This window comes from Novosphingobium sp. GW835-FHT14H07, assembly GCF_058793515.1.
Window position 1 is genome coordinate 389,989 of sequence record NZ_JBXAFX010000001.1, and the last position, 12,513, is coordinate 402,501.

At 63.5% G+C, this 12,513-nt stretch carries 11 protein-coding genes; 6 read left to right on the top strand and 5 right to left on the bottom strand.

Going from position 1 to position 12,513, the window contains the following annotated elements:
* Positions 1–121: 121 nt before the first annotated feature.
* Positions 122–1,672 carry an ArnT family glycosyltransferase gene (locus tag AC1Q5P_RS01870; protein ID WP_492517972.1) on the top strand — a complete coding sequence of 517 codons (1,551 nt, stop codon included), beginning with the start codon at positions 122–124 and terminating at the stop codon, positions 1,670–1,672.
* An 18-nt stretch (positions 1,673–1,690) separates the two neighbouring features.
* Here the strand turns inward: AC1Q5P_RS01870 and topA are convergent, their stop codons facing one another.
* From topA to plsY, 4 genes are all read right to left on the bottom strand, one after another.
* Entirely contained in the window at positions 1,691–4,291 is a 2,601-nt protein-coding gene (gene topA / locus AC1Q5P_RS01875) for a type I DNA topoisomerase (RefSeq protein WP_193826701.1), read from the bottom strand.
* A gap of 98 nt (positions 4,292–4,389) precedes the next feature.
* A complete protein-coding gene (locus AC1Q5P_RS01880; protein ID WP_492517973.1) occupies positions 4,390–5,073 on the bottom strand; it encodes a glycerophosphoryl diester phosphodiesterase membrane domain-containing protein in 684 nt (227 codons plus the stop codon).
* A gap of 20 nt (positions 5,074–5,093) precedes the next feature.
* Positions 5,094–6,209: a DNA-processing protein DprA gene (dprA, locus tag AC1Q5P_RS01885; RefSeq protein ID WP_492517974.1), complete on the bottom strand. Its 1,116-nt coding sequence runs from the start codon at positions 6,207–6,209 to the stop codon at positions 5,094–5,096.
* Positions 6,206–6,775 (bottom strand): glycerol-3-phosphate 1-O-acyltransferase PlsY, encoded by a 570-nt coding sequence (plsY, locus tag AC1Q5P_RS01890; RefSeq protein WP_193828395.1) that lies wholly within the window; start codon positions 6,773–6,775, stop codon positions 6,206–6,208. The genes dprA and plsY overlap by 4 nt, the downstream gene beginning before the upstream one ends.
* Positions 6,776–6,869: 94 nt before the next feature.
* On the opposite strand from plsY, the gene murI reads away from it, so the two are divergent.
* The 5 genes from murI (at position 6,870) to AC1Q5P_RS01915 (ending at position 11,209) form a co-directional block, all read left to right on the top strand.
* The gene (murI, locus tag AC1Q5P_RS01895) at positions 6,870–7,682 is read left to right on the top strand and encodes a glutamate racemase (RefSeq protein ID WP_492517975.1); all 813 of its coding nucleotides are present in this window, start codon (positions 6,870–6,872) and stop codon (positions 7,680–7,682) included.
* Positions 7,683–7,708: 26 nt separating this feature from the next.
* Complete coding sequence (locus AC1Q5P_RS01900; protein ID WP_492517976.1) at positions 7,709–8,626, top strand: MBL fold metallo-hydrolase; 918 nt, start codon at positions 7,709–7,711, stop codon at positions 8,624–8,626.
* A 140-nt stretch (positions 8,627–8,766) separates the two neighbouring features.
* A complete protein-coding gene (hemA, locus tag AC1Q5P_RS01905; RefSeq protein WP_039332033.1) occupies positions 8,767–9,987 on the top strand; it encodes a 5-aminolevulinate synthase in 1,221 nt (406 codons plus the stop codon).
* 117 nt (positions 9,988–10,104) lie between these two features.
* On the top strand, positions 10,105–10,788 hold the full coding sequence (locus AC1Q5P_RS01910) for a nitroreductase (RefSeq protein WP_492517977.1): 684 nt from the start codon (positions 10,105–10,107) through the stop codon (positions 10,786–10,788).
* Positions 10,789–10,825: 37 nt separating this feature from the next.
* Entirely contained in the window at positions 10,826–11,209 is a 384-nt protein-coding gene (locus tag AC1Q5P_RS01915) for a YkvA family protein (protein ID WP_039332029.1), read from the top strand.
* 57 nt (positions 11,210–11,266) lie between these two features.
* Here AC1Q5P_RS01915 and AC1Q5P_RS01920 read toward each other — a convergent pair whose 3' ends face one another.
* Positions 11,267–12,490, bottom strand: a complete 1,224-nt coding sequence (locus AC1Q5P_RS01920) for a type III PLP-dependent enzyme (RefSeq protein WP_062342033.1) — start codon at positions 12,488–12,490, stop codon at positions 11,267–11,269.
* Positions 12,491–12,513: the final 23 nt, after the last annotated feature.

Genomic DNA, 12,513 nt, shown 5'->3' on the forward strand with positions numbered 1-12,513 from the left:
TTGCACTGCAGCACGGAATTGACATCGACAATTGACGTTTGCCCCCTAGCGTCGCCCGCGCGAAGGGAACGGGCAGCTCGCCCGTTAACGTCCCGGGTGCAATGGTGGACGGAGTGCGAGCATGAACGAAACTGGCGGCGTTTTGGCAGCGGCCACAGTAGGCGCGCTGCCCGGCCGGTCTTTCCCATCCGCCATCAGGAACTTGCGCAGGCCCAAGGTATTGCCCGCCTGGCTGCTAGAGGCCGCCGGGTTCGCCCTGATCTTCATGGTCACGCGCAGTTTTCTCTTCGGCAATCCGGTGGTCCATATCGACGAGCAGTTCTACCTGTTCGTCGCGGAACGCATGCGCGATGGGGCGGTGCCCTATGTCGACATCTGGGACCGCAAGCCGATCGGCCTCTTCCTGCTTTACGAAGCGCTGGCTTCGCTACCGTTCGATCCTGTGATTGCCTATCAGGTCGGCGCAGGCATCAGCTTCACGCTGACGGCCATGGTCCTGACCCGGTTGGCGCGCGAAATTGCCTCTCCAAGGGCCGCGTGGCAGGCTGGTGCCGCCTACGTCCTGTTCATGCCGATCTTCAATGCCGGCATGGGACAGGCGCCGGTCTTCTACAACCTGCTCGTCGCCATGGCGGCATGGGGTGTGGTCGACAGCGTCAAGCGCCCTGAGCACCCCCCGCTGATCTGGCGGGGCTGCCTCGTCATGCTGCTGCTGGGGCTTGCCATCCAGATCAAGTACACGGTGATATTCGAAGGTGCCGCGTTCGGCCTGATCCTGCTGGCGCGCGGCTTTGCCGATGTCTGGTCGTTCAAGCGCCTGGCTGCAACCGGCCTGCTCTGGATTGGCGTCGCACTCTTGCCGACGCTTGCCGCGATGGCCTGGTATGCCGGAATCGGACAGCTCGATGCCTTCATCTATGCAAATTTCGTCTCGATCTTCGATCGCGGCTCGGATGGCTGGGTCTCGTACTGGCGCCTGCTCAAGGAAGTCGTGGTCCTGACGCCGTTCTGGCTGGCGATCTTCAGAGCACCCAGGATGTTCGATACGTTGGCCGGGGCCAACCTGGTCAGCCACCGCGTGCTCGCTCTCTGGGGTATGGCAGCCTGCACCGGGTTTCTCGCTTTCGGCACGTGGTACGACCATTACGTATCGCCCGTGCTCATGCCGCTTGCGGTCCTGGGCGCTCCGGCCTTGGCGCGTGCGACGCCAGGTGAGCGGTGGTATGGCCGCCTGCTGCTCGGATTTGGCGCAATCGCTGGCGTGGTGGTGATGCTCTATCAGCTTAATCAGCACGGAACTTCCAGGCAGTACCAGGCGATGAACGCGGCAATCGCCCAGGAACTGCACGCGGGCTGCCTATATATCTACGAAGGCGAGATGGCGTTCTATCGGACGACCAACACCTGCCTGCCGACACGGTGGATCTTCCCCAACCACCTCAATACTTATGTCGAAGCCCCGGCAATCGGGGTCGATCCTTCCGCCGAACTCGCGCAAATCCTGGCCAGCAAGCCCGGCGTGATCGTGATGCGCGGCCTGAACAAGAAGCTTTACCTGCCAAACATGGACACGCGGCGCATGATACAGACGGAACTCGCCCGCAAGTATGAACGCTATGCCCGTGTACCTCTGGGCAACAAGGAATACTGGCTCTACCGGCCGCGCCGTTAAGCGCGACCGGTAGAAACCTTACTCGGCGCTTTTCGCAACCTTCTTCGCCGGCGCTTTCTTTGCCGCTGGCTTCTTGGCCGCTTCCTTTTTCGGCGCGTCCTTCTTTGGGGCCGCCTTCTTGGCCGGGGCCTTCTTCGCGCCCTTCTTGCCCTTGGCCGGGCCCTTGGCAGCCCGCTCGTCGATCAGGGTGATCGCCTCTTCCAGCGTCAGGGCTTCGGGCTGCTTGTCCTTCGGCAAAGTCGCATTGGTGGTGCCATCGGTAACATAGGGACCATAGCGCCCCGCCATCAGCTTGATCTCACCGCCAGACGTCGGGTGTGCACCAAAAACCTTGAGCGGTTCGGCTGCCGTCCGGCCCCCACGCGCACCCGCGCCCGCTGCTGCCGCAGCGAGATGCATGACGGCAGCATTCATTCCGGTCTCGAACACCTCGCTTGTTGACTTCAGCCTCGCGTACTTGCCGTCATGTGCGAGATAGGGCCCGTAGCGGCCAATGCTCGCCGTGATCGGATTGCCGCTTTCAGGATGCTTGCCCACCTCACGCGGCAGAGACAGCAGCTTGAGCGCCCACTCCAGATCGAGTTCGCCGATGTCCTTGGGGATCGACGCACGCTTGGCCTCCTTGCCCTCGCCCAACTGGATGTAGGGACCGAAGCGGCCAGCCTTGCGCACGACTTCAAGTCCGGTCTCAGGATCCTTGCCCAGAACGCCGTCCTCGCCACCGTCACCGTCTGATCCGCCGGGCTGCGCAAACTTGCGGGTGTACTTGCACTCCGGATAGTTCGAGCAAGCGACGAACGCCCCGTAACGTCCACCGCGCAGCGAAAGGCGTCCCGCCTCGCACTTGGGACAAAGCCGCGGATCGCTGCCGTCCTCGCGCGGCGGGAAGAGGTAGTCGGAAAGGAATTCGTCCAGCTCGGCCGTCACCTCGCTTGGCTTCTTCTCCATCACCTCGTCGGACTTGGGCTTGAAGTCGCGCCAGAACTCGGCAAGCACCTTCTTCCATTCGGCACGCCCGCCCGACACATCGTCAAGCTCCTCTTCCATGCCCGCAGTGAACTCGTAAGCCACGTAGCGGGTGAAGAAGCGCTCAAGAAACGATGTCAAAAGTCGGCCTGACTCCTCTGCAAAGAAACGGTTTTTCTCGGTCCGAACATAGTTCCGGTCCTTGAGCACCTGCAGCGTCGCAGCATATGTCGACGGTCGGCCAATGCCGAGTTCCTCTAGGCGCTTCACCAGGCTTGCTTCCGAATAGCGCGGCGGCGGCTGGGTAAAGTGCTGCGTTGCATCGACACCGCGCTTGGCCGGCGTGTCGCCCTTGTTGAGCGAAGGCAGCAGGCTCCCATCCTCGTCATCGCCATCGGCCTTCTGGTCGCGGCCTTCTTCGTAGACGGCAAGGAAGCCGGGGAACTTCACCACCTGCCCCGTCGCGCGCAGCTCGTGCTTGCCGGTCCCGTCGCGCAGCGTCACGCTGGTCCGTTCAATATTGGCAGATGCCATCTGGCTCGCCATCGCCCGCTTGTAGATCAGGTCGTAAAGGCGCGCCTCGTCGCCCGAACCATAGCGATCCTTCGAAAAGTCGGTTGGCCGGATGGCTTCATGCGCTTCCTGAGCATTCTTCGCCTTCGTCTCGTAATGACGGGGTTTTTCGGGAAGGTAATGCCCGTCATACCGGTCCGAGATCGCCTTGCGCGCCGCCGAAATGGCGCTCGGGTCCATCTGCACGCCATCGGTACGCATGTAGGTGATCGCGCCCGCTTCATACAGCGTCTGCGCCACACGCATGGTGTGGCTGGCCGAGAAGCCAAGCTTGCGCGCGGCTTCCTGCTGCAACGTCGAAGTGGTGAACGGCGGATAGGGGTTGCGGCGCGTGGGCTTTGTCTCGACGTCCTCGACGCGGAACGTGCCAGCCTCGACCACGGCCTTGGCCTTCATCGCGGCCCCTTCGTCACCCAACGTCAGCTTGTCGAGCTTCTGGCCATCGAACTTGACGAGCCGTGCGGCAAATTCCGTCCCGCCCTGCTCGAGCCGGGCAATGACCGACCAGTATTCCTGCGCCTTGAAAACCTCGATCTCGCGCTCGCGCTCGACGATGAGGCGCAGGGCCACCGACTGCACGCGCCCGGCCGACTTCGCGCCGGGCAGCTTGCGCCACAGCACCGGCGAAAGCGTGAAGCCGAACAGGTAATCGAGCGCACGGCGGGCGAGGTAGGCATCGATCAGGTCCTGGTCGAGCTCGCGCGGACGCTTCATCGCATCGGTCACCGTCTGCTTGGTGATCGCGTTGAAGGTGACTCGCTCCACTTCCTTCGGAAGTGCCTTACGTTTCTTCAGCAACTCCCTGACATGCCAGGAAATTGCCTCGCCTTCACGATCAGGGTCGGTCGCCAGGATAAGGCGATCGGCGTCCTTGGCCGCATCGGTGATGGCTTTCACACGGGACTGCTTGTCCCCGTAGAGTTCCCAGTCCATCGCAAAGTCTTCGTCGGGACGGACAGAACCATCCTTTACCGGAAGATCGCGGATATGACCGTAGGAGGCGAGAACCTTGAAGCCGGGGCCGAGGTACTTCTCGATGGTCTTGGCCTTGGCCGGGGATTCAACAATGACAAGCTGCATGGCGATGAAAAGCAGTCCTTACGTGTACGTACGCGCGAGGGTGGGGATGAGCGTCGCGGTTCGTCAAGCGCGACGATGCACCGTAGCGAGACCTGCAATCAGGCAAACACATCCTCGTACTGCCCGCCATTGCCGACATGGATGCGGTAGACGGCAACGCTGATGAGAACGGCGATCATACCCATCACGCTGGCACCGGCACCGGCGGCGATCGTGGTACCAAGGCTGCTTTCGGCATCCGCTCCTGTGGCGACACCTGCCGCCACGCCTATGCCGATCACCATGAACAGGGCCACGAACATCAGGAAATAGACCAGGTAGACTGCTGCAAGCGACCATACGCTGTTGCGCGTGGCATCCCAGCTGCGCGACATCGCCTGGCTGGCCGAAAGACCTTCCGCCACGATAATCGGCGCGACCATCGACCAGCGGGCCAGCAGATACAGGCCGGGCACGATAAGCAGGACAAATCCAAGCGCCACGCCTAGAGTGGTCAGGATGTTTGCTCCGAACATTGCTCCATAGGAACGGCTCCATACGGTCATCAGCCCTTCCCCGCGCAGGACCTGTTCGGTGACGTGGTAGGTCACAAAAAAGTTGATGACGCCGACGCTGATCGTCCCGAACAAGGCACCCGCGCCATCGCCCAGAGCAAGATCCACGATCGCTTGGATCACGGTCATGAAGCCGGTGGCGAGCGCAAGAATCCCGACATGGCGCCTTGCCAGATCGCCCATCGCGCCGAACACCTCACCGGCCGAAACCTTCGCCTGTCCGTTCATTCTGCCTGATGCCCCCTTGTTCAACCGACGAGCGAAACGCGCCCTGCGGCATGCCGCTGCAACCTGCCCGCCAGTTCCAGTTCGAGCAATGCCATTTGCACCGCGCCTGCACTCGCGCCGCTCTGGCGGATCAGTTCGTCCACCGCTACCGGAGCCAGCGTCAGCAGGCTGGCAATATCCGCAGCCTCGTCTTCGAGTGCAGCCTCGTAGGCCGGAGCCTTCTCACGGAAGCTCGAACGCGGCTGACCGTTGAAGCCGACCAGCAGTTCCACCACATCTTCAGGCCTTTGCACCAGAATTGCCCCTTCCCGGATCAGCTGGTTGCAGCCGTGCGAACGGCTGTCCAGCGGTGATCCGGGAATGGCCATGACCTCGCGCCCCGCCTCTGCCGCCAGTCGCGCCGTGATCAACGATCCGGATTTCGGCGCGGCTTCCACCACCAGTGTCCCGGTGGCCAGCCCGGCGATGACGCGATTGCGATGCGGAAAGTGGCGGGCGAGCGGTTCGGTGCCCGGCGGCATTTCCGCGATGAGCAGCCCCTCACAGGCCACCTGTTCCTGCAGCTCGGCGTTCTCGGGCGGATAGCTGATGTCGATCCCGCTGGCGATCACGCCGACCGTACCGCCGCCATGCTCCATGCCTGCCAGCGCGCCGCGATGGGCTGCCGCATCGATCCCGCGCGCCAGCCCGGAGATCACGGCGTACCCTTGGCCGGCCAGAGCAGTGGCAAAGTCGCGCGATAGCTTCACCGCGGCGGCCGAGGCATTGCGCGCCCCGACCACGGCAACCGAAGGCCGCTGCAGCAGCGCCACGTCTCCCCGGACCGTCAGGATTGGCGGGGGGCTTTCGAGCTCGGCCAACAGAACGGGATAATCCGGCCCGTCATGGAACAGGTAGCGGGCTCCGGCCTTGCGCACCGAAGCGATCTCGCGCTCAACACGGGCGATGGCAGCCGGACGGTAGGGCGCCCCGCCCCGCGCTGCCAGATCAGGCAAAGCTTCTAGTGCGGCGCTGGCCGTGCCGAAGCGGCGCAGCAACTGGGTGTAGCTGACCGGTCCGATATTGGGCGAACGCAGCAGGCGGATGCGGGCGAAGGCCTCGTCGCGAGAGAGGGTAGCTTCAGCCGCCGCGCTCACTTCTTGCTGCCGACCCTGGGCTCGGTCCCGGCGCGGAGGCGGGCAATGTTCTCGCGGTGCAAAAACAGGACAAGCAGCGCCAGCAGCGCCAGGACGGGAGCGTACGCGGTGTAGCCCAGAAGCAGCGCTGCAGCCGGAGCAGCCAAAGCGGCGCTCATCCCGCCCAGCGACGAAATGCGGCTGGCGAACAGCACGCCGAGCCAGACCACTGCATAAGCAAGGCCGATCGGCCAGGCGAGCCCCAGCGACACGCCCATCATCGTCGCCACGCCCTTGCCGCCCTTGAACTTCAACCAGACCGGGAAGCAATGGCCGAGCACGGCGGCAAGCGCTGCCAGCGGCTCGCTTCCCGGCCAGAGATGGCGAGCCAGCAGCACCGCCGCCAGCCCCTTGCCCATGTCGAGCAGGAGCGTTGCTGCGGCGACGCCCTTCTTGCCGGTGCGCAGCACGTTCGTCGCCCCGATGTTCCCTGAACCGATGGCGCGCAGATCGCCACCCCCGGTCAATCGCGTGAGGACGAGGCCGAAAGGCACGGAGCCAAGCAGATAGCCGACGAGCAGGGGCATGAGCGTTTCCACGCCCCGCTCATATCCTGTCCCTCCACAAAAGCGAAAGAGGCCACTTTCCATTTTATCGCCATTCCCGATACAAGCCCGCCAGATGACCGCTTCTCCCCAACCCGATGCCGCCGCGCCGCTGCTCCTGTTCGATTCGGGCGTGGGCGGGCTTTCCGTGCTGAAAAAGGTGCGGAGCGTCCTGCCCGATGCGCCGGTGATCTACGTCGCAGACAATGCCGGTCTGCCCTATGGCGACAAGACCGAGGCCCAGATCGCGGCGCGGGTCTCCGGGCTGCTCGGCAGGCTGACCGAGCGCCTCCGCCCGAGGCTGGTGTGCATCGCTTGCAACACCGCTTCGACCATTGCGCTGGCCGCCGTGCGCGAGGTGCTGGAAGTGCCCATCGTCGGCACCGTGCCGGCGATCAAGCCCGCTGCGGCCATGACCAAAACCGGCGTCATCGGCCTGCTCGGCACGGCTGCCACGATCCGGCAGGCCTATGTCGATCGACTGGAGGCAGAGTTTGCCAGCGACAAGCTGCTCCTGCGCCATGGCGCGCCCGAACTGGTCGCTGCAGCGGAGGCCAAGCTGCGCGGCGAGACGGTCGATCCGGCCATCTACCGCCGCGCCGCACAAGCGCTTAAAGAGAAGCCCGGCGGCGACCGGATCGATACCCTCGTGCTGGCCTGCACGCATTTTCCACTGGTGCAGGATGAACTTGCCGAGGCCTTCGGGCCTGGCGTTCAATTCGTGGACGGTTCGGATGGCATCGCCCGCCGCATTGCCTACCTGACGCAGGGCCAGTCATGGCATCGCGCCGGGCCGGATCTTGCCCTGTTCACCCGCGATGGCGAAGACGTGGCGGCCCTGCGTCGGGCTCTGGCGCGGCACGGGCTTGATCGGATAGAGACGTTTTGACGCAGGCACGACCGGGAGGACAGGCCTTGGGCAAGATTTCCAAGTTCATGATCGTGCTGCTGGCAGTTCTCGGCTTTGCCTATTACTGGCTTCTGGTAAACGCGGGACCGCAAGTGCCGGCACGCAGGATTGACCTTGGTGCACTGCGCAAGGCGGCCGATGCCATGAAGGGCGACAAGCCCACGGCCATCACCTTTGCCACAGTGGCAATGCGCGATGTTCCCGGTGCCGCGCTGGCTGCCGGCACGGGCCTGCGACAGATCACCAGCGCCATCACGGCATGGCGGATAGAGACTCGCGAAGGCGGCATCGTGATCGATCCGGGCATCTCGGAAGACGACGCCCGCAGCATGGGCTTCGAGGTATACAGGCCCCGGGCACAGCAGTTGGTGAACGGGTGGATGGATCGTGCCGCGATGATCCTGTTCACGCATGCGCACATCGATCATGTGGGTGGATTCCTCGATCACCCCCGCTTCAAGAGCATCGAAGGAAAAGCTGTCATTTCCGAAGGTATGATGGGCAATATCAACGCACTCTGGCGCGAGAATGCCCGGCTGCTCCACGCCCCGCGCAAGTTCGCCGCGATCGAGGCAGTTGCCCCGGGCGTGGTGCTGATCCAGACCCCGGGGCACACTCCGGCCTCGGAAATGATCTACGTGCGTCTCGCCTCGGGCCGGGAGTACATTTTCGCCGGAGACACCGCGTCGCTCGCCGCCAATGTCGAGATTCCAACGCCGCGTTCGCGCCTCCTGGCGGACTGGCTGGTGCCTGAGGACCGCTCCTCCGTCATGGGCTGGCTGAAGGGGTTGAAGGCTCTGAAGAAAGAACATGAAGGCCTCGTGATCGTCCCTTCCCACGACGCCGAATGGGTGATGGCCAAGGGGCCGGAGTATGGGATCACGCTTGCGCCGGAACTACGTAAGGCCAGGACAACCAAATAGCTCCGACTTTCGGGCAGTTATGCCAAATGAGGCTGGCAATGCGTTTTGAACAGGCGTAGAAGCCGCCCATTCGCCGGTGGCCCAACGGGATCGGGCCTCGGGAGCGCGGATGCGCTTTCGTTGCAGGAAGGAGCGGCGGGGTGAATTACGATCAGGTTTTTGATTCTGCGATCGAGCGTCTGCACTCCGAAGGTCGCTACCGCGTCTTCATCGACATCCTGCGCAACAAGGGCGCCTATCCCAATGCGCGCTGCTTTGCCGGACACAATGGCCCGAAGCCGATCACCGTGTGGTGCTCGAACGATTACCTCGCCATGGGCCAGCACCCCAAGGTGATCGAGGCGATGGAAGAGGCGCTGCACAATGTCGGCGCCGGCTCGGGCGGCACGCGCAACATCGGTGGCAACACGCACTACCACATCCAGCTTGAGGAAGAGCTGGCCGACCTGCACGGCAAGGAAGGCGCGCTGCTGTTCACCTCGGGCTACGTCTCGAACGACGCTACGCTATCCACGTTGGCCAAGATCCTGCCCGGCTGCGTGATCTTCTCGGACGAGCTGAACCACGCTTCGATGATCGCGGGCATCCGCAATTCGGGCGCGGAAAAGAAGGTGTTCCGTCACAACGACGTCGAGCATCTCGAACAGCTTCTGGCAGAGACGGACCCCGCCCTGCCCAAGCTGATCGCTTTCGAATCGGTCTATTCGATGGACGGTGACGTCGCCCCGATCCACGCGATCTGCGACCTTGCCGAGAAGTACAACGCACTGACCTACATCGATGAGGTCCACGCTGTCGGCATGTACGGTCCGCGCGGCGGCGGCATCACCGATCGTGACGAAGCTGCCCACCGCATCGACATCATCGAGGGTACGCTGGGCAAGGCCTTCGGCGTCATGGGCGGCTACATTGCGGCTGATCGCAAGATCATCGATGTGATCCGCTCCTATGCCCCCGGCTTCATCTTCACCACCTCGCTTTCCCCGGTGCTGGTCGCAGGCGTCCTCGCCTCGGTCCGCCACCTCAAGGCGTCGAGCGAGGAACGCGAAGGACAGCAGGCCGCTGCAGCTTATCTGAAGAAGGCTTTTGCCGACGCGGGCCTTCCGGTCATGCCATCGACCACGCATATCGTGCCGCTGATGGTCGGCGATCCGGTCCGTGCCAAGAAGATCAGCGACATCCTGCTCGCCGAATACGGCGTCTACGTCCAGCCGATCAACTTCCCCACCGTCCCCCGCGGCACGGAGCGCCTGCGCTTCACCCCCGGCCCTTCGCACACCGAGGCGATGATGGACGAGCTGACCGAGGCGCTGGTGGAGATCTGGCAGCGCATGGAAATGGAAATCCAGAAGGCGGCCTGATCTTTGCGCTTCTGCAAGTCAAAAAGCCCTCCCCAACCGGGAGGGCTTTTTCGTTGGGCTTGCCTTTCCTGCCCCCGGCGCTAACCTTAACCGATCAATTAAAGACCGGGAGAGTGCATGTCGGTTCTGTCCTACGACGAAGTGGTCCTTGGTCGCCGGTCGATCCGCGGCTATCTCGACAAGCCGGTGCCGCGCGTGTTGATCGAGGAAATCCTTGCGCTGGCGATGCGCGCTCCCAGTTCGATGAACACCCAGCCTTGGCACTTCCATGTCGTCACTGGCGAACCGCTCAACCAAATTCGCCAGGGCAATACCGAGCGCATCCTCGCAGGCGAGCCTGACAGCCGCGAGTTCCGCAAGGGCAATCCCTTCGCCGGCGTTCATCGTGACCGGCAGGTCGAAGTTGCCAAGCAGCTGTTCGGCGCCATGGGCATTGCCCGCGACGATGCGCCCGCGCGCCAGGACTGGGTGGTGCGCGGCTTCCGCCAGTTCGACGCACCGGTCTGCGTTATCGTCACGTATGACCGTGAGCTATCCGGCAGCGACGATACTGCGTTTGACTGCGGCGCCGTAACCACCGCACTCGTCAACGCGGCATGGTCGCGCGGCCTCGGCTGCGTCATCAACTCGCAAGGCATCATGCAATCCCCGGTCGTGCGCGAACATGCCGGCATCCCTGACGATCAGGTCATCATGAAAGCGGTCGCGCTGGGCTGGCCCGATCCTGAATTCCCCGCCAATGCAGTCGTCAGCAAACGCAAGAGCGTGGAGGAAGCCGCCCGGTTCGTCGGCTTCGACTGAAGCTTGTAACCGCGGCCCGCGCTCCTACTTCGAGCTGGTGGCAGTAAAGGCACTCCAGGATCTCAAGGCATGGGCCCGGCGCATCAAGTGTGATGTGGTGGCCCTGTGGCTTGCCGCGCGCGATCCGCGCGTGCCGGTTGCAGCTAAAGTCGCCGCCGCCATAATCGCCGCCTATGCCCTGTCCCCTATTGACCTCATCCCCGATTTCATCCCGATCCTCGGCTATCTTGACGACGTGATCCTCGTGCCGCTTGGCATCGCGCTTGCCGTCAGGATGATCCCCGCACCGCTCATGCAGGACCTGCGCGAACGTGCCAGCGCAGTCGGCAAGCCACGCTCAACCGGCGGGCTCATCGCTGTCATGGTACTGTGGCTGGTTGCCGCGGCAGTCATCTATCGCGCCGTCTTCGCACAGCCGTAACGAGAAAGGCCCCACCTCGCGGCGGGGCCTTCGTTGTTTGCTCAATCGCGCCGGCAATCAGCGCAGGGAGACCACGTTGTCCGAAACGCGCGGATCGCGACGATCGCCCCGATACTGGCTCGACATCGGCTCGTCAGTCACTTCGAACACTTCCGTGGCGCCGAAGCCGTTGAACGCGGTCTTCATTGCCGCGCCATAGGCGCCGAGCATGCCGATCTCGATGTAATCGCCAACCTTCATGTCCACCGGCAGTTCGAACGGACCTTCCATGTGGTCCATGTCGTCGCAGGTCGGGCCATAGAAGCTGAACGGCTCCAGCTCGATCTCGGTGTCGACATCGTTCGCCACCTCGTCGCGCAGCACGCGCACCGGGAAGCGCCAACCGACATGGGCCGCGTCGAACAGCGCGCCATAAGCGCCATCGTTGATGTACAGCTCGGCGCCGCGGCGACGTTCGACGCGCACGATCATCGAGTTGTATTCCGCGCACAGCGCACGGCCCGGCTCGCACCACAGTTCGGCCGAGTAGGAAACCGGCAGCGATTCATAGGTACGGTCGATCACGCCGAAGTAGTCTTCGAGCGGCGGCGGTTCCATGCCCGGGTAGATCGAGGGGAAGCCACCGCCCACGTCGATGATGTCGACAAGGACCGAAGCATCGACGATCGCGGCACGCACACGCTCCAACGCCTGCACATAGGCATGCGGGCTCATCGACTGGCTGCCGACATGGAAGCACACGCCCAGCGAGTCCGCCACCTGGCGGGTCGCCTGGAGCAGTTCTGCCGCATTGGCCAGATCGCAGCCGAACTTCGAGGCGAGGCTCAGCTCCGAGTATTCCGACGAAACGCGCAGGCGCACGCACAGCGTCAGGTCTTCGGGCACGTTGCCCTCCGAGTCTGCCGTCGCAGCCTTGATCTTCTCCAGCTCCTCGATCGAATCGAGGCTGAACACTCGCACGCCATAGGTGTGATAGGCTTCGCGGATCGCAGCCGGAGCCTTCACGGGATGCATGAAGCACAGCACTGCCTCGGGCAGCGTCTCGCGCACCAGGCGCACTTCCGCGATCGAGGCGACGTCATAGTGCGTTACGCCCGAATCCCACAGGATGCGGATCAGATCGGCCGACGGATTCGCCTTCACCGCATACAGCGACTTGCCCGGAAACTTCTCGACGAAGAAGCGGGCAGCGCGCGCGGCGGCGTGCGGACGGTTCAAAATGGCGGGTTGTTCAGGCGCGGAGGCGCGAACTACAGCCAGTGCGTCAGGATGGATGTGCAACTCAAGGGACCCCCAAACGGAAC